This window comes from Bradyrhizobium sp. YR681 (assembly GCF_000282615.1).
Classification (GTDB): domain Bacteria; phylum Pseudomonadota; class Alphaproteobacteria; order Rhizobiales; family Xanthobacteraceae; genus Bradyrhizobium.
Window position 1 is genome coordinate 1 of sequence record NZ_AKIY01000328.1, and the last position, 17832, is coordinate 17832.

The window sequence follows — 17832 nt, forward strand, 5'->3', positions numbered from 1 at the left end:
CCGCCCGCCGCTCTCGCTGCACCACAAGGGCAAGCCGGATGCCGGCTTCGACGTGCTGCTGGCGCAGGCGATCGCGGAGCGGATCGGACGGCCACTGAAAATCCAGTGGTTCGAGAGCAAGCTGGATGAGGATTCGAGCCCGCAGCTGGAGGCCAATGCGCTGCTCTCCGATGGGCGCTGCTCGCTGGTCGGCGGCTACGCGCTGACGCAGGATTCCCTCGTCAAGCCCGGCATGAAGACGGCGCGCCTGCCGGACTTTGCCGGCGCCACGCGTGACGACCGCCGACGCCGCGTCGCGCTCGGCGTGCTCGCGCCGAGTCAGCCTTACGTCTATTCGCCGATGACCGTCGTGCTCGGGCCGAAGGCGCAGGGCCGCAAGATCGCCGGCATCGGCGATCTTGCCGGGCTTCGCCTCGCGATCGAGAGCGGATCGCTGGGTGACGCCATCCTGATGACCTTCGACAAAGGGCGTCTGATCGACAGCATCACCCATCTCGTCCCGGGCCGCGACGACCTCCTCGGCGCCCTCCAGCGCGGCGATTATGACGCGACGTTGATCGACCTCGGCCGCTTCGATGCCCACCGCGCCGCGCATCCCGACAGCGCAATCACTGCCTCTGGCTACTATTATCCGATCGGCGCCAATCGCGGCTATGCCGGGCTCGCCAGCGATCCCGCGCTGATCGAGGTCGTCAACAAGGCGCTGAGTGAGCTCGCCGCCGAAGGCAAGATCGCAGAATTCGGCAACCAGGCCGGCCTCACCTATTTGCCGCCGCGCGAGCCTGCGATTCTGGGCGATGTCTGGATGAAGATCATTCAGCGGTGACGCTCTCGTGTCCCGGACGCGCTACGTCCGGGGGACGAGACCTGCGGTCTTGCGTACGGCCGTTTCCACATCGTCATTGCGAGCGCAGCGAAGCAATCCAGACTGCTCCCACGGAAAGACTCTGGATTGCTTCGCTGCGCTCGCAATGACGGAGCGTGGGGCACCGACATCGACTCGCCTACCCGCACCATGAGCGCGTATGATGCCCGCGCTTTCATCCGCCCCTTTGGTGCCCCGTGAACTCCCCCACGACGCCCATCGCCGCCAACCTTCGCGATCTCCTCTCGCGCGAAATCAAGAGCGCCGAACTGCTGCGCGCGCTGATCGTTGTCGGCCCGATGGTGGCCGCCTATTTCATCGCGCGAGAAACGGCCCTTCTCAATCTCGGCCTCGTCGCCGTCTCTCTGCTCATTCCGGCGCTCAGGCTCCACCTGCCGCCGAAGGTCGTCGCGTGGCACTACCTTGCCATCCTCGTCACTTTTGCCGCCCTGTTCCTTGCCGCCCCGATCAAGCCCCTGTTCGTGGTGCTGACGGCGCTTGCCGGCTTCCTCGCCGTGGCGGGGACGCGCTATGGCGAAGATTTCCGCATGCTCGGCAATTGGGTGTTCATCCCCGCGGTCTATCTCGCCTGCGAGGTGCGGGAGGGCGTGAACGCCGCGGAAGCGATACGGCATGCCGGCGTGATCATTGTCTCCTCGCCGATCGCGCTGGCGCTGGTCTGCGCCATCCGGATCTACGACCAGCGACGGGACGGCGATGCCGCGAGTTCGTTCGGACCGCCCGCGGCCACGTGGTTTCTGCCCGCGCTGGCGACCGCCATGGCGGTGTTCGCGGCGGCTGCGCTGGTCGAGATCCTCGACCTCGCGCAGGGGCAATGGGTGATGTGGTCGGCCGCGAGCGTCGTGGTCGGCGATCTCACGGCCTCCACCGACAAACTGAAGCAGCGTGCGATCGGCGCCCTCGTCGGCGTGCCGCTGGGGTTCCTCGCCGGCAGTGTGCTGCCGCAGAGCCGGGTCGGTTATGCGCTCGCGGTTCTCGCGGCCACCCTGACGCTGATCTCGTTCTCCCGTTATGTCCTCGGCTTCGGCCTGCGCTGCTTCTTCATCGCGCTGGCCGCCTCCTTCGCCGGCGGTGCCAGCGGGATCGCGGAGGAGCGTATCGTCAATGTGCTGATCGGCGGTACTTTCGGCCTGATTGCGGTGGCCCTGACCGAGATCGTCTGGCTGCGAGTCCTGCGGAGACCCAGATCGCCCGGATGACGCGCAATTAAGCACTGCGCGGGCGCCCGAATGCGCCAATCTGTCTCGGCTGCCGCCCATGGCGGCGCCAGCCTGATGCAGTAGGTTCGGCCAAAATCAGGGAGAGAATCATGTCCGCCAAACTCGATCGCCGCCATTTCGTCGCCGCCGGCACCAGTGCCCTCGCGATGCCCTTCGTTTCGCGCGGCGCCTCGGCGCAAGCCGCGTGGCCATCGCGGCAGATCCGCATGATCTGCAGTTATCCGGCCGGCGGACAGACCGACCTGCTCGCCCGCGCCTACGGCGAATTCATCTCCAAGCAGGTCGGCAAGACCGTCGTCATCGAAAACAAACCGGGCGCCTCCGGCGCGATCGGCACCGCGGAAGTCGCCCGCGCCGAGCCCGACGGCCACACCATGCTGTGCTCGATCTCGACCACCTACATCATGAACCGGGTGGTGATGAAGAATCCCGGCTACGACATGGACAAGGATTTGACGCTGGTCAGCATCATTCCGGGCGCCGGCTTGCTGCTGGTCGCCAATCCCAAGACCGGCGTCAAGACGCTGGAGGATTTCGTCGCCTTCGCGCGCAAAAGCGGCAAGGTGAATTTCGGTACCTACAGTTCGGGCTCGTCCCCGCACATGACGATCAACGAGCTCAACAAGCAGTATGGCCTCAACATCGAGCCGGTCCATTACCGCGGCGAGGCGCCGATGTGGACCGGGATGCTGGAAGGCACGCTCGATGCGGCCATGGGCAGCTTCACGGCGGCGCAGTCCGTGCTGCAGAGCGACCGCGGCACCGTGTTCGCGGTGCATTCGAAGAAGGTCGACGCGATCCCTGCCATCAAGACTCTCCCCGAACAGGGGGCGACGTCAAAATTCTTCACCGTGAGCGGTTTTACCGGCTGGGCCGTGCCGAAGGCGACGCCGCAACCGGTCGTGGACCGCCTGGCCGAGCTGTGCGTGGCCGCCAACAGCGATCCGAAGGTGAAGGAGGTTCTCGCAACCTTCGTGCTCGAGCCGGCGATCGGTTTCAAGGAAACCAACGCGCTGTATCAGCGCGAGCTGCCGATCTGGATCGAGAGCGCGCAGTCGCTCGGCCTCGAGCCGGCCTGAGCCTCGAGGCAGCTGCCCGCCTAATGCTCGTCTGCGACGACCGCGCCCTGCTGGGCCTTGTGGATCGAGGACGGCACCACGCCGAAATATTTCCGGAAGACGCGGCTGAAATGCGATGAGCTGGAGAAGCCCCAGGAGAACGCGACGTCGGTGATGGTCTTGCCGCCGTGCGCCTCAAGCTCCTGGCGGCAATTCTGCAGCCGGGCCTGCCAGATATAATCGCTCACCGTGGTGCCGCGCTCGCTGAACAGCATGTGCAGATAGCGCTTGGAGCAGCCGAGCTCGGTGGAGATCTGGTCGATGCACAGATCCGGATCGCGCAGGTGCTCGCGGATGAAGAATTGGGCGCGCACATACATCGCCTCGGGCCCGACACGATCGAACCCCGTGTCGGCCTCGCGCAGCGGCAGCAGCAAGAGGTCGATCAGCGAATCGGCGACGCCGACCGCGCTGTTCGCCGACAATTTTGCCGCCTCGTCGAAGGTGGCATGGACGAAATCATGGGCGATCCGCCCGGTGCCCGTCTTCGCCGAGAGCTTGCACGCCGGCATCCGCTGCGACGGGAATCCGCGGTCGCGCAGCAGCGCCTTCGGCACGATCACCACGTCGTGACGGGTGAAGGCAGGGCTGATGATCGAATGCGGGCAGGAAACGTCATAGGCGATGATGTCGCCCGGGTTGATTTCGATATGGCGGCCTTCCTGCTCGAAATAGGACACGCCGTAGGTCTGGAAGTGGATCTTGATGTACGGGTGTTCGTTGGCCTTGGCGCGCGCCAGCGTGTGCGCGATGCGATGCTGGCTGACCTCGATCTGGCAGAGCTTCAGGCGTGAGACGCTGGTGTAGTCGATGCGGCCTTCGAGCGAGGACGCCTCCAGCGGATCGACATCGAAATGTCCGCACAGGCTCGTCAGCCCGTCGATCCAGCTCTGGATCTGCCGCTTCGGCGTCATGCCTGTCGTCGAGAGCGTGTGAATTGTGTCGGACATTAATCCAGCCACTGGTTTGATCCGGAAATTCGACGCGAATCGCGACCAGCGCTGCCGGAGCCCTCTGCCGTGATTGCGTGACGTTTACCTCGAATTTGAGCGGTCTTTTGCAACGAGCGCCATCGTTCCATTGCCACCCTTGAAAGTTAATCCTCCGCCTTAGTTGCAGCGCCGTCAAGGGGAACCTGAGCGGCGAACTCGCCCCCGAAGCGATGCGGAAGCCGCTGAATTCGCTACTGCAAAATCAAAATCTTCGTGTCCGTGCGCTATCAAGCAAAGCGGCTTCCCTCTTGGGCAAGTTTCCCGATGGCGAAGTCGTTAGGGATTGCGGCAGGAACAACAAGAACGGGCCGCTCCTGCACGTGGACCCGTAGCTCTCATCCGGAGGAGGAAACAGCACAGCATCGTTTCTGGTCCCAGACGTGACCGCCCTGCACGAGCAGACGCCGGACGAGAAGCCCGGTGATTGAGCAATGCTTCGGAAACAATAAACGAGACCAACGGAGGAATAACTATGCGCAAGGTACTACTGGCGACCTTTCTTGGCTCCGCGGCGGCACTCGCCGTCGGCGGCGCTTCAGCCAATGACGAGCTGAACAAGATGGCGCAGAACCCGAAAGACTGGGTGATGCCCACGGGTGACTACGCCAATACCCGCTATTCCAAGCTGAACCAGATCAACGCACAGAACGTCGGCAAGCTCCAGGTCGCCTGGACCTTCTCGACCGGCGTGCTGCGCGGCCACGAAGGCGGCCCGCTGATCATCGGCAACATGATGTACGTCCACACGCCATTCCCGAACAAGGTCTACGCTATTGACCTTTCGAACGAGAACAAGATTGTCTGGAAGTACGAGCCGAAGCAGGATCCGAACGTCATCCCGGTGATGTGCTGCGATACGGTCAATCGCGGTCTCGCCTTCGGCGACGGCAAGATCTTCCTGCACCAGGCCGACACGACCCTCGTCGCGCTCGACGCCAAGACCGGCCAGGTCGCTTGGACCGCCAAGAATGGCGATCCCGGCAAGGGCGAGACCGGCACCTCGGCACCGATGGTCGTCAAGGACAAGGTGCTGATCGGCATCTCCGGCGGCGAGTTCGGCGTCCAGGCCCACATGTCCGCCTACGACATCAAGACCGGCAAGCTGGCCTGGCGCGGCTATTCGGAAGGGCCGGATGACCAGATCCTGGTCGATGCCGAGAAGACCACCGCACTCGGCAAGCCGGTCGGCAAGGACTCGAGCCTCAAGACCTGGCAGGGTGATCAGTGGAAGATCGGCGGCGGCGCCACCTGGGGCTGGATCTCCTACGATCCCGAGCTGAACCTCGTCTATTACGGATCAGGCAATCCCTCGACCTGGAATCCGAAGCAGCGCCCCGGCGACAACAAATGGTCGATGACGATCTGGGCCCGCAACCCGGATACCGGCCAGGCCAAGTGGGTCTATCAGATGACGCCCCACGACGAGTGGGACTATGACGGCGTCAACGAGATGATCCTCTCGGACCAGGCGATCAACGGCCAGCCGCGCAAGCTGCTGACGCATTTCGATCGTAACGGCCTCGGCTACACGCTCGATCGCGGCACCGGCGAACTTCTGGTCGCCGAAAAGTACGATCCGAAGGTGAACTGGACCTCCGGCGTCGACATGGACAAGAACTCGCCGACCTATGGCCGTCCGAAGGTGCTCGACGCAGCTTCGACCGACAAGGCCGGTGAAGACCACAACGTGAAGGGCATCTGCCCGGCCGCGCTCGGCACCAAGGACGAGCAGCCGGCAGCTTACTCGCCGGACACGCAGCTGTTCTACGTTCCGACCAACCACGTCTGCATGGACTACGAGCCGTTCAAGGTGAGCTACACCGCGGGCCAGCCCTATGTGGGTGCGACGCTCTCGATGTATCCGCCGGCGGGCGAAACCCACATGGGTAACTTCATCGCCTGGGACGGCAAGACCGGCAAGATCGTCTGGTCGAACAAGGAGCAGTTCTCGGTCTGGTCGGGTGCGCTCGCCACCGCCGGCAACGTGGTGTTCTACGGCACGCTCGAAGGCTACCTGAAGGCGGTCGACGCCAAGACCGGCAAGGAGCTCTACAAGTTCAAGACTCCCTCCGGCATCATCGGCAACGTCACGACCTATGAGAACGGCGGCAAGCAGTACGTCGCAGTGCTCTCGGGCGTCGGTGGCTGGGCCGGTATCGGTCTGGCCGCAGGTCTGACCGATCCGACCGCCGGTCTCGGCGCAGTCGGCGGCTATGCAGCCCTCAGCAACTACACGGCGCTCGGCGGTACGCTGACCGTGTTCTCGCTGCCGGCGAACTAGCCCTAACCTTCGTGTCGCTCCGGCGCGTGGATCAACTCCACGCGCCGGCTCGTCTCCTCCTGATGCCTTCGAGGACAATCTCTTGCGTATAATCTGCTCAGTCATTGCTGCGATGATCTTCGTTGGGTCTGCAGGACTCGCACAAGCGGACGGTCCGGGCGACCCGACCGCCGTGAAGAAGGAAGACGACGGCAAATGGCTCGATAAGGAAGGAAACCCGACCTACAAGATTTCAGCTGATGGCACCGTGGACTGGTTCACCTATTCCGGATACCGCCGCTATCACTCCGACTGTCACGTCTGCCACGGGCCCGACGGCATGGGCTCCACCTACGCACCGGCGCTGAAGGATTCGGTCAAGACGATGAGCTATGGCGACTTCCTCGGCGTCGTCGCCTCCGGCCGCAAGAACATCTCGACCGCGCAGGAGAACGTGATGCCGGCCTTCGGCGACAATCCGAACGTCGCCTGCTACATGGACGACCTCTACGTCTATCTCCGCGCCCGCTCCGACGAGGCGTGGGGCCGGCAGCGTCCGGCCAAGAAGGAAGAGAAGAACGAGGTCTACACCAAGGCGGAAGACGCCTGCATGGGCCACAAGTGAACGTTACGAGGGCTGCCAAGACTACTTCTTGGCGTCCTTTCGAGAATTTGAGGAGTTACCGATGAAGACACGTGCCGCCGTCGCTTTCGAAGCCAAGAAACCACTCGAGATCGTCGAACTCGATCTGGAAGGACCGAAAGCCGGCGAAGTCCTGGTCGAGATCAAGGCGACGGGTATCTGCCATACCGACGCCTACACGCTCGACGGCTTCGACAGCGAGGGCATCTTCCCGTCGATCCTGGGGCATGAGGGCGCCGGCATCATCCGCGAGATCGGCCCCGGCGTGAGCTCGGTGAAGCCGGGCGACCACGTCATTCCGCTCTACACGCCGGAATGCCGTCAGTGCAAAAGCTGCCTGAGCCAGAAGACCAATCTCTGCACCGCGATCCGCGCGACGCAGGGCAAGGGCGTGATGCCCGACGGCACCAGCCGCTTCTCCTACAAGGGCAAGCCGGTATATCACTATATGGGCTGCTCGACCTTCTCGAACTTCACCGTGCTGCCGGAGATCGCGGTCGCCAAGATCCGTGAGGACGCGCCGTTCGACAAGAGCTGCTACATCGGCTGCGGCGTCACCACCGGTGTCGGCGCCGTGGTCAACACCGCCAAGGTCACCCCGGGCTCCAATGTGGTCGTGTTCGGCCTCGGCGGCATCGGTCTCAACGTGATCCAGGGCGCCAAGATGGCCGGCGCCGACAAGATCATCGGCGTCGACATCAACGACTCCAAGGAAGATTGGGGCCGCAGGTTCGGCATGACCGAGTTCGTCAACCCGAAGAAGATCACCGGCGACATCGTCCAGCACCTCGTCGGCCTCACCGACGGCGGCGCCGACTACACCTTCGACTGCACCGGCAACACCACGGTGATGCGCCAGGCGCTCGAAGCCTGCCATCGCGGCTGGGGCACCTCGATCATCATCGGTGTCGCCGAATCCGGCAAGGAGATCGCCACCCGCCCGTTCCAGCTCGTCACCGGGCGCAACTGGCGCGGCACCGCCTTCGGGGGCGCCCGCGGCCGCACCGACGTGCCCAAGATCGTCGACTGGTACATGAACGGAAAGATCCAGATCGATCCGATGATCACCCACGTGCTCAAGCTCGAAGAGATCAACAAGGGATTTGACCTCATGCACGAGGGCAAATCCATCCGTTCCGTCGTCGTGTACTAGCTCGAAAGCGTCACCCCCAAGGAGGATCGACCCATGACTGTTGCACTCCATCCCTCGATCGATAGCGGTCTCAAACAAGGCACCGGCCAATTTGCCGGCGGCACGCTCGCCTGCAAATGCAAGGACCACCAGGTCAAGGTCGGCATCAAGGGCGACGTCGCCCACAATCACGCCTGCGGCTGCACCAAGTGCTGGAAGCCGCAGGGCGCGACATTCTCCGTCGTCGCCGTGGTACCGCGCCAGAACGTCAGCGTGCTCGAGAATGGCGACAAGCTCGAGATCGTCGACGCGTCCGCGGTGATCCAGCGCCACGCCTGCAAGGCCTGCGGCACCCACATGTACGGCCGCATCGAGAACAAGAACCATCCGTTCTACGGCCTCGACTTCATCCATCCCGAGCTGTTCCAGGAGCAGGGTTCGCAGGCGCCGCAATTCGCCGCCTTCGTTTCCTCGGTGATCGAATCCGGCGTCAAGCCGGAGCAGATGGCCGGTATCCGGTCGCGGCTGAAGGAAATCGGGCTCGAGCCCTATGACTGCCTGTCCCCGGCACTGATGGACGCAATCGCGACCCACGTCGCGAAAGCCAAAGCGGCCTAACGAGGCAGCCAGACCTTCGTCCTGCCCCATCCGCTCGCCGGTCTGAACCACCACCAGCGAGCCGGATGGGTCCGGCCCCGGAACGATCGCGGCGAGGCCGCTGCCCCGCCCTCTGCGTATGAGGGCCGTGAGCTCCTCAGTCCTGGTCTCTGAATGACTGCGCAGTGCCGCCCGCTTCCCGCTCGAAGTCCGCGACTCTGCGTTTCTCCCTCCCTCGACTGAGGCATCCTGCTTCGTCCGTGCAGTCCTTCTGCCGGACGAAGCTTTTTTTGTCGTGCCTGTCTCGCAAGCGCGGCGTGATGCCGCGCCCTGCTTTTGACAAACCTGCGTTGCAGTCTTTTCCCGTCAAGAACACTCGGCTGTGAACGCCGGGCCGGCGCCATCTCTGCTATGTTCGCGCCGTCACGATGCCGCGCGAAGTTCAATCAAGCAAGAACAACACGGGGAGGTATCGAGCACATCCAGACATCGCCATTGGCGTTCCTGCCTCCCTCCGGGATCTGCCCGCGCGGGATGACGGCAGTGATGCGGCGAAACAACCAACCATCGCCGGCCGGAATCGGCGAATTTGAATTCATGCTTATGAAGAGCGAGGGACGATCATGATCAAGGTGAAGATCAACGGCCAGGAACAGAGCTGGGACGGCGACCCGGATCTCCCGCTACTCTGGTTCCTGCGCGACGAGGCCGGGTTGACCGGCACCAAATATGGCTGCGGCCAGGCCCTGTGCGGCGCCTGCACCGTCATCGTCGACAAGGAGGCGGTGCGCGCCTGCATCACGTCGATCAACGATGTGGCCGGACGCGAGGTGACCACGATCGAGGGGCTGCATCCGAACGGCGATCATCCGGTCCAGAAGGCCTGGCGCCAGGTCAACGTTCCCCAATGCGGTTTCTGTCAGGCCGGCCAGATCATGCAGGCTGCAGCTCTGCTGATGGACAATCCAAAGCCGTCGCATGACCAGATCCGCGAAGCGATGTCCGGCAACATCTGCCGTTGCGGCTGCTACCAGCGCATCGAGAACGCGGTCCACCTCGCATCGACGGGAGTGTGACATGAATTTCATCGACAATCCCCGGAAGCTTCACAGCTTTGAAAAAAACATCCGTGTCGAGAAGGTCTCGCGCCGCAGCATCCTGAAGGGTCTCGGCATCACCGGCGGTTTCGTGCTCGCCGCGCCCGTGATGTCGCGCCAGGCATTGGCCTATGAGACCGGCGCCGGCAAGATGCCGCATGGCGTCGTGGTCGATCCGCGCGTGTTCGTCGCGGTCGCGCCCGACGGCACCGTCACCATCCTCGCCCACCGTTCCGAGATGGGCACCGGCGTGCGCACCAGCCTGCCGCTGATCGTGGCCGAGGAGATGGAGGCCGACTGGTCCCGAGTCAAGGTGCAGCAGGCCCACGGCGACGAGGTCAAGTTCGGCAACCAGGACACCGACGGCTCGCGCAGCACGCGGCACTATCTGATCCCGATGCGCCAGATCGGCGCCTCCGCCCGCATCATGCTGGAGCAGGCCGCGGCCAAGCGCTGGGGCGTGCCGGCGACGGAGGTCAAAGCCGTCAATCACGAGGTCGTCCACAGCGCCAGCGGGCGCAAGCTCGGCTTCGGCGAGCTCGCGGCCGACGCCGCCAAGGAATCGGTGCCTGCGGTCGAAGGCCTCAAGCTGAAGGACCCGAAGGACTTCCGCTATCTCGGCAAGGGCCAGGTCGGCATCGTCGATCTCCATGACATCACCACCGGCAAGGCGCGCTACGGCGCCGATGTGCGCTTGCCCGGCATGAAATATGCCGTGATCGCGCGGCCGCCGGTGACCGGCGGCAAGCTGGTCAAGTTCGATCCGGACGCGGCGCTGAAGGTGCCCGGCGTCGAGAAGGTGATGCAGGTGCGCGGCTGGCCGTGGCCGTCGAAATTCCAGCCGCTCGGCGGCGTCGCGGTGATCGCCCGCAACACCGGCGCGGCGATCAAGGGCCGCGACGCGCTGAAGCTCACATGGGACGACGGCGCCAACGGCAAATACGACTCGGTCGCCTATCGCAAGGAGCTCGAGGAGGCCTCGCGCAAGCCGGGTCTCGTGGTGCGCCAGGAGGGCGACGCCGATGCCGCGCTGAAGGGCGCCGACAAGGTCATCGTCGGCGAATATTATCTGCCGCACCTCGCCCATGTCAGCATGGAGCCCCCTGTCGCGGTTGCCGACGTCAAGGGCGACAAGGCGGAGATCTGGGCGCCGGTGCAGAGCCCCGGCGGCACCCGCGAGGACGTCGCCAAGACGCTCGGCATTCCCGAAGGCAACGTCACCGTCAACGTGACGCTGCTCGGCGGAGGCTTCGGCCGCAAGTCGAAATGCGATTTTGCGCTCGAGGCCGCCCTCCTCTCGAAGGAACTCGGCGCGCCGGTGAAGGTGCAATGGACGCGGGAGGACGACGTCCGCCACGACTTCCTGCACACGGTCTCCGTGGAACGGATCGAGGCGGGACTCGACAAGAGCGGCAAGGTGATCGCCTGGCGCCATCGCAGCGTGGCACCGACCATCGCATCGACCTTCGCCGCCGGCGCCAAGCACGAAGCGGCGTTCGAGCTCGGCATGGGCCTCGTCGACATGCCGTTCGAGATCGCCAACATCTCCTGCGAGAACCCGGAGGCTGCGGCGTTCACCCGCATCGGCTGGTTCCGCTCGGTCTCCAACATCCCGCGCGCCTTCGCTGTGCAATCCATGGTCGGCGAGATCGCGGCTGCGACCGGCCGCGACCAGAAGGAGACGCTCCTTGCCTTGATCGGCACACCTCGCATCGTCAAGCCGGCGGTGAAGGACATGTGGAACTATGGCGAACCGCAAGACAGCTACCCGATCGACACCGCGCGCCTGCGCAAGGTGGTCGAGCTGGTGGCCGAGAAGGGCGAATGGGGGCGGCCGGTCGCCAAGGGCCACGGCCTCGGCATTGCCGTGCACCGCAGCTTCGTCAGCTACATCGCGACCATCGTCGAGGTCGCCGTCGACGACAAGGGCAAGCTGACGGTGCCACGGGTCGATACCGCCATCGACTGCGGCACCTATGTCAACCCGGAGCGCATCGCCTCGCAGATCGAGGGCGCCGCGATCATGGGCCTGAGCCTCGCCAAATATGGCGAGATCAGCTTCAAGGACGGCAAGGTGGAGCAGAAGAACTTTGACGACTTCCAGGTCATCAGGATCGACGAGTCCCCCGCGGTGACCAATGTCTACATCGTGCCGCCCGGACCCGACACGCCGCCGAGCGGCGTCGGCGAGCCCGGCGTGCCGCCGTTTGCGCCCGCGCTGATGAATGCGATCTTCGCGGCGACCGGCAAGCGCATCCGCAGCCTGCCGCTCGGCAAGCAATTGGAGGCTTGAGCGGAACATTGAACGGCCTCGCGCCGTTTCCATCGATCTGACAGGAGCAGATCGATGACCAACATCTCAAGGGCGCTCGCAGTCTCGTTGCTGTCGAGCGCCTTTTTCATGACGACGACAGGCGCGTTCGCGCAGAGCAACACGACGCCGCCGACCACGGCGACGCGCCCCACCGCGCCGGACCAGAACTCCCTTCCCAACGCCACCGCCCCGCCCGCTTCGACCACCCAGACCACCGGGCAGAGCAGCACCGATCCGAAGGTTCAGGAGATGAACCAGAAGGAGAAGGACAAGGTGGACCGGCAGGGGAAGTAGTCGGCGCGCGTCTGTGCATCGATGTGCCCTCGCCCCTTGCGGGAGAGGACAGCGATGCTGGTAGACGCGAACTCACTTGGGTGAGGGGTATCTCTGCGCATGCTCACTTGCTCACGTGTGCGCCGACAAAACCCCTCATCCGGCGCTTCGCGCCACCTTCTCCCGCAAGGGGAGACGGATGACGCAAATGCGGCAGACGTTGCCGTCCGCCGCATTCGCCACCCCCCCCCTGACGCTCCGCTTCTTTCGATCCGCCCGCGGAGCTATTTCTTCAGCGCGAACACCCAGATCACGCCGCCTTGCGGCACGTTGGCCTCGATACCGATATTGTTGGTGACGAGCGCATCCTGGATGCGCTGCGCATCGACGCCCCATCCCGACTGGATCGCGATGTACTGGGTGCCGTCGATCTCATAGGACACCGGCATGCCCATGATGCCGGAGTTGGTCTTCTGCTCCCACAACAGCTCGCCGGTCTTGGCGTTGAAGGCGCGGAAGTTGCGGTCGTTGGTGCCGCCGACGAAGACGAGATCGCCCGCGGTCGCCGTCACCGAACCGAACAGCTGCGATTTCGGGAAGTTGTGTTGCCACACCTTCTTGCCGGTGGCGGGATCCCAGGCCTGGAGCTCGCCGAAATGATCCGCGCCGGGCTTGGTCTTCAGGCCGATGTCTTCCGGCTTGGTACCGAGCCAGAGCTCGCCGGGCTTGAGCGGTACCTTCTCGCCGGTGAAGCCGCCGCAGAAATTCTCGTTGGCCGGCACATAGACGAGCTTGGTCCTTTCGCTGTAGGCCGCCGACGGCCAGTCCTTGCCGCCCCACAGTGACGGGCAGAACTCCACCCGCTTGCCGACCATCGGCTTGTGGGCGGGATCGACGATCGGCTTGCCGCTCTCGGCATCGATGCCCTTCCAGACGTCGGTGGAGACGAACGGCCAGCCGGCGACGTAGTTGATCTTGGTCGGGGTGCGCTCGAGCACCCAGAAGATCGCGTCGCGCCCGGGATGGACCAGGCTCTTGATGCTGCGGCCGTCGCGTTGCAGATCGATCAGCATCGGCGCCTCGACCTCGTCCCAGTCCCAGGAATCGTTCTGGTGATATTGGTGATAGGTCTTGATCTTGCCGTTGTTCGGATCGAGCGCGAGCACCGACGAGGTGTAGAGATTGTCGCCGGGATGCATCTCGCCGGGCCATGGCGCGGCGTTGCCGACACCCCAATAGATCGTCTTGGTGTCCTTGTCGTAATTGCCGGTCATCCAGGCCGAGCCGCCACCGTTCTTCCAGTCCTCGCCTTGCCAGGTGTCATGACCGGGCTCGCCTTCACCGGGAATGGTGTAGGTCCGCCACAGTTCCTTGCCGTCCTTGGCATCGTAGGCGGCGACATAGCCGCGCACGCCGAACTCGCCGCCGGAGCCGCCGACGATGACCTTGCCGTCGACGATCAGCGGCATCAGGGTCATGTACTGACCCTTCTTGTAATCCTGCACCTTGGTGTCCCACACCACCTTGCCGGTCTTGGCATCGAGCGCGACGACATGGTCGTCAGTGGTGGCGAGATAGAGCTTGTCCTCCCAGAGGCCGACGCCGCGGCTGGTCGGATGCAACTGGAACAGATCGTCGGGGAGCTGCCGCTTGTAGCGCCAGTATTCGTCGCCGGTTTTCGCGTTGATCGCGATCACCTGCCCCATCGGCGTTGCCACGAACATCACGCCGTTGTTGACGATCGGCGGCGCCTCGTGGCCCTCGACGACGCCGGTGGCGAAGGTCCAGACCGGTGTGAGACCCTTCACGTTCGAGGCGTTGATCTGGTCGAGCGGGCTGTAGCCCTGCCCGTCATAGGTGCGCCGATAGAGCATCCAATTGCCGGGCTCCGGATTCTCCAGACGCTGCTGGGTGACCGGCGCGTAGTTCTCGATCGGGCCGGCGACGGCGGCGGTCGAGACGAGGCAGGTGAAGGCGACGAAGCCGGACAGGTACCATTGCTTCCTGGTGATCGACGTTTTCATGGACGTTCCCCTTTTTCATCCGTTTGAATTCTTGTTGTGAATTCTTGTCTTGGATTCTTGTCGTACGTCCCGTCGTCCGCCCGTCGGCGGATGCGGCCACTCGTGACGCGGGCATACCCCGCATTGTCCATCATCCCGGCTGCACGCCACCTACCTTTCCGATGAAATTACCGGCGACGCTGAGCGAGCCGTCAGCGAGCGCAATCGGTAGCGCCGCGAGCCGCCGCGGCGCCGGCCCGAACACGACCTGCGCGCCCGCGCGGGGATCGTATTCGGAGTTGTGGCACATGCACTTGAAGACCTCCTTGTCGCCGACATCGCTCTTGACCCAGGCGGTGACGGGACAGCCGGCATGCGAGCAGATCGCCGAATAGGCGATGATGCCGTCGACGGAACGCGCGCGCGTCTGCTCGTCGAGCTCGGAGGGATCGAGCCGGATGATCAGGATCTCGTTGAGCCGGGAGGCACTGCGCACCACCGATGTCTTGGGATCCTTCGGCCAGGCATGCACCGGTGGCCCGCCTGCGGGAAGATCGGCCAGGGTGACCGGCTTTCCTTCCTGGTCGCCTTCAGAGAAGACGAGCAGATCGCCCTTCTGCGGCCGCTCGTCGGAACCCGGCGGATCTTCGCCTGCATGCGCTCGCGCGGAACAGCCGAGACAGGCGGTGGTGGCGAGCGCACCGAGCAGCAGCGTTCGCCGCGTCTGCTCCGTGCGCGCGTCAACTTCAGGTTCCGTAGCGCTCTCGGAGGATGCGGAATTGGCGTTGAAGGATGCGCGCGACATGCCCGTCAGCAGGCGCTGGAACTCTGCCGAAAACAAGGCGGAGAATTGGCGCCGCAGTGCATCAATATGGCTTTGCTCGCTTTGATTGAACGTGACTGAACCCATTCAAACGCATTTTCACGAGTTCTACGTCATGCCGCGCGAACGGCATGATGATTTTGCAGACCAGACCGATGATGTTGGAATTGGTGCAACGCGCCATCGCACGATCAAGTTTGCGCATTTCTCAGGCAGGCATTCAGTATGTCACGACCGGAGCACGTGACGCGGCGAAGCGATGCGGCCGGCGATCGTTGCGGACGCCATCTCGAAACTGTCGGCGATGCGACGCGCCTTGTCGATGAAGAGGCTGGCTGCCGGTGGCGGACAGACTTCGCGTGCGGTTTGCTCGAACAGGTCGAGCCAGCGATCGAAATGATTGCCGACGAGGCTCAGCGGCATATGCGCCCGCATTGGCGAACCATGATAGCGGCCGCTCATCAGCACGACCGATGACCAGAACCCCTTGAGCTTCGTAAGATGCTCGTCCCAATTCTGCACGACCGCGAACACGGGCCCCAGCAACGCGTCCTCGCGCACGCGGCCGTAGAAGCGGGTGACGAGTTCCCCGATCATCTCCTCGGTGATCCCGGTGCGCTCGATCGCATCCTGGGTCAGCAGGTTCCGCCGCGCGGCCGCAGCTTCCCGCTCGGCCTTCAGTCGATCCGACATGTCCTTATGTTTCCGTTCCATTGTTCCCGCGGGCCGCCCGTTCGACATTGTCGGGCCAATTGCGCGCGGCGTCTTTGTCGCAGCGCAAATTGCGGGATCGGCGGCGGGCGTTTCGAGCCCGGCGCCTGCACCTCGATAAGAATCGTAGGGTGGGCAAAGGCGCACTTGCGCCGTGCCCACCATCTCTCTCGATCACGACAAATGCGTGGGCACGCTCCGCTTTGCCCACCCTACGGCACTGGCGCCTCGATCATGCGCCGTAGCTATAGAAACCCTGCCCGGTCTTGCGGCCGAGATGGCCGGCGTCGACCATTTCCTTGAGCAAGGGGGCCGGACGGTATTTGGGATCGTTGAAGCCCTTGTAGAAGACCTCCATCACCGACAGCATGGTGTCGAGCCCGACGAGATCGGCCAGCGCCAGCGGCCCGATCGGATGGTTGCAGCCGAGCTTCATGCCGGCGTCGATCTCCTCCGCCGTCGCGATCCCCTCCTGGAGCGCGAAGATCGCCTCGTTGATCATCGGGCAGAGGATGCGGTTGACGGCGAAGCCCGGGCTGTTCTTGGCGGTGATCGCCACCTTGCCGACGCGCTGGGCGAAATCGAGCGCCTTGGCGTGGGTGTCGTCGGAGGTCTGCAAGCCGCGGATCAGCTCGAGCAGCGCCATGACAGGCACCGGGTTGAAGAAGTGCATGCCGATGAAACGATCGGGGCGATCGGTTGCAGCGGCAAGCTTGGTGATCGAGATCGACGAGGTATTGGTCGCAAGCAGCGTGCGCGGTGACAGCGTCGCGCAGAGGTCCTTCAGGATCTTGACCTTGAGCTCCTCGTTCTCGGTCGCGGCCTCGATGACGAGATCGCAATCGGCGAGCTTGGCACGATCGGTCGTGCCGGTGATGCGCTTGAGCGTGGCCTCGCGGTCCGCCGCCGACATCTTCTCCTTCTTGACCAGGCGCTCGAGGCTGCCGCCGACGGTCGAGATCCCGCGGTTCACCGCCGCATCGGAAATGTCGACCATCACGACCGACAGCCCGGCCGCCGCGCAGATCTGCGCGATGCCGTTCCCCATGGTCCCCGCCCCGATGATGCCAACCGTCTGGATCATTGCCTCATATCCTTCATCCTTGCGGGGTGTGCCGATCGCGGCCCGCCCCATTTGTTTCTGCATCAGGGTCTAGCACTGCCAACCGGCAGGTGCGACCTGATCCTCCTCCTTCCTTAAAGCATCCGAAGCGGGAATAAAGCCGCCATTCGGTCGCGAAACGACATGATTTGACGACCTCGCGGCCTGTTTCGCCCGAGTTTTGCATCTCGTCCCGCCCTCGAGAAGTGCCGAGGGCGCAGGGAAGGCCGGGCGCCGGCTGGCACCCGCGGTCCGCTGTGCGCTGGGTAGCGCATAGAAATTGCACAGCGGCATACAGGGCAGCCTGGACATCCCGGCCTTCCCTGCGCGAATGGTCGACGGCTTATGCCGTGCTCTCCCCGGAGCCGAGTTCTCTCTGGCCTCCGTCACCGCGCGAAATCCACCGGTGCCGCCCGGTTGGACGAACACCGCATTCGCGAGGCTTGACCGTAGCAACGACGGTCAGGACCACACGGTTTTGCCGTACGCGATCTGCGCCGTCCGTCACACGCCGTCCAGGGCTCACGGGGTTCGGCTCAATCCTCTGCCCGCCCCGCCCTCGACCTTGCGTGCCCACGCAGCTCGCGTCCACCGCACCTCACCCACGTATCGGACGACTCGCGATCCGCCCCTCGGACCGGGTGAGATGGCAAATACATAC

Annotated in this window: 15 protein-coding genes; 10 read left to right on the forward strand and 5 right to left on the reverse strand. The window is 64.1% G+C overall.

Annotation, left to right across the window (positions count from 1 at the left end):
* From PMI42_RS35185 to PMI42_RS35195, 3 genes are all read left to right on the forward strand, one after another.
* On the forward strand, positions 1 to 826 hold an 826-nt coding region (locus PMI42_RS35185), incomplete at its 5' end, for a substrate-binding periplasmic protein (protein WP_008144218.1).
* Positions 827 to 1062: 236 nt separating this feature from the next.
* The gene (locus tag PMI42_RS35190) at positions 1063 to 2085 is read left to right on the forward strand and encodes an FUSC family protein (protein ID WP_008144220.1); all 1023 of its coding nucleotides are present in this window, start codon (positions 1063 to 1065) and stop codon (positions 2083 to 2085) included.
* A 110-nt stretch (positions 2086 to 2195) separates the two neighbouring features.
* On the forward strand, positions 2196 to 3185 hold the full coding sequence (locus PMI42_RS35195; protein ID WP_008144222.1) for a Bug family tripartite tricarboxylate transporter substrate binding protein: 990 nt from the start codon (positions 2196 to 2198) through the stop codon (positions 3183 to 3185).
* A 20-nt stretch (positions 3186 to 3205) separates the two neighbouring features.
* Here PMI42_RS35195 and PMI42_RS35200 read toward each other — a convergent pair whose 3' ends face one another.
* Complete coding sequence (locus PMI42_RS35200) at positions 3206 to 4174, reverse strand: helix-turn-helix domain-containing protein (RefSeq protein WP_008144224.1); 969 nt, start codon at positions 4172 to 4174, stop codon at positions 3206 to 3208.
* 514 nt (positions 4175 to 4688) lie between these two features.
* Here PMI42_RS35200 and xoxF5 point away from each other — a divergent pair.
* From xoxF5 to PMI42_RS35235, 7 genes are all read left to right on the forward strand, one after another.
* On the forward strand, positions 4689 to 6497 hold the full coding sequence (xoxF5, locus tag PMI42_RS35205; protein WP_008144226.1) for a lanthanide-dependent methanol dehydrogenase XoxF5: 1809 nt from the start codon (positions 4689 to 4691) through the stop codon (positions 6495 to 6497).
* A 112-nt stretch (positions 6498 to 6609) separates the two neighbouring features.
* Positions 6610 to 7101 (forward strand): c-type cytochrome, methanol metabolism-related, encoded by a 492-nt coding sequence (locus PMI42_RS35210; RefSeq protein WP_008144229.1) that lies wholly within the window; start codon positions 6610 to 6612, stop codon positions 7099 to 7101.
* A 61-nt stretch (positions 7102 to 7162) separates the two neighbouring features.
* Positions 7163 to 8272 (forward strand): S-(hydroxymethyl)glutathione dehydrogenase/class III alcohol dehydrogenase, encoded by a 1110-nt coding sequence (locus PMI42_RS35215; RefSeq protein ID WP_008144231.1) that lies wholly within the window; start codon positions 7163 to 7165, stop codon positions 8270 to 8272.
* Positions 8273 to 8305: 33 nt separating this feature from the next.
* On the forward strand, positions 8306 to 8869 hold the full coding sequence (gene gfa / locus PMI42_RS35220) for an S-(hydroxymethyl)glutathione synthase (RefSeq protein WP_008144233.1): 564 nt from the start codon (positions 8306 to 8308) through the stop codon (positions 8867 to 8869).
* A gap of 602 nt (positions 8870 to 9471) precedes the next feature.
* Complete coding sequence (locus tag PMI42_RS35225; protein ID WP_008144235.1) at positions 9472 to 9924, forward strand: (2Fe-2S)-binding protein; 453 nt, start codon at positions 9472 to 9474, stop codon at positions 9922 to 9924.
* Position 9925: 1 nt separating this feature from the next.
* Positions 9926 to 12238, forward strand: a complete 2313-nt coding sequence (locus PMI42_RS35230; RefSeq protein WP_008144237.1) for a xanthine dehydrogenase family protein molybdopterin-binding subunit — start codon at positions 9926 to 9928, stop codon at positions 12236 to 12238.
* Positions 12239 to 12292: 54 nt separating this feature from the next.
* The gene (locus tag PMI42_RS35235; protein WP_008144239.1) at positions 12293 to 12553 is read left to right on the forward strand and encodes a hypothetical protein; all 261 of its coding nucleotides are present in this window, start codon (positions 12293 to 12295) and stop codon (positions 12551 to 12553) included.
* A gap of 263 nt (positions 12554 to 12816) precedes the next feature.
* Here the strand turns inward: PMI42_RS35235 and PMI42_RS35240 are convergent, their stop codons facing one another.
* The 4 genes from PMI42_RS35240 to PMI42_RS35255 form a co-directional block, all read right to left on the reverse strand.
* Positions 12817 to 14556 (reverse strand): methanol/ethanol family PQQ-dependent dehydrogenase, encoded by a 1740-nt coding sequence (locus PMI42_RS35240; RefSeq protein WP_008144242.1) that lies wholly within the window; start codon positions 14554 to 14556, stop codon positions 12817 to 12819.
* A 130-nt stretch (positions 14557 to 14686) separates the two neighbouring features.
* A complete protein-coding gene (locus tag PMI42_RS35245; RefSeq protein ID WP_035967619.1) occupies positions 14687 to 15340 on the reverse strand; it encodes a QcrA and Rieske domain-containing protein in 654 nt (217 codons plus the stop codon).
* 246 nt (positions 15341 to 15586) lie between these two features.
* Positions 15587 to 16051: a group III truncated hemoglobin gene (locus PMI42_RS35250; RefSeq protein WP_008144247.1), complete on the reverse strand. Its 465-nt coding sequence runs from the start codon at positions 16049 to 16051 to the stop codon at positions 15587 to 15589.
* 250 nt (positions 16052 to 16301) lie between these two features.
* Entirely contained in the window at positions 16302 to 17204 is a 903-nt protein-coding gene (locus PMI42_RS35255; RefSeq protein ID WP_157195877.1) for a 3-hydroxybutyryl-CoA dehydrogenase, read from the reverse strand.
* Positions 17205 to 17832 lie beyond the last annotated feature (628 nt).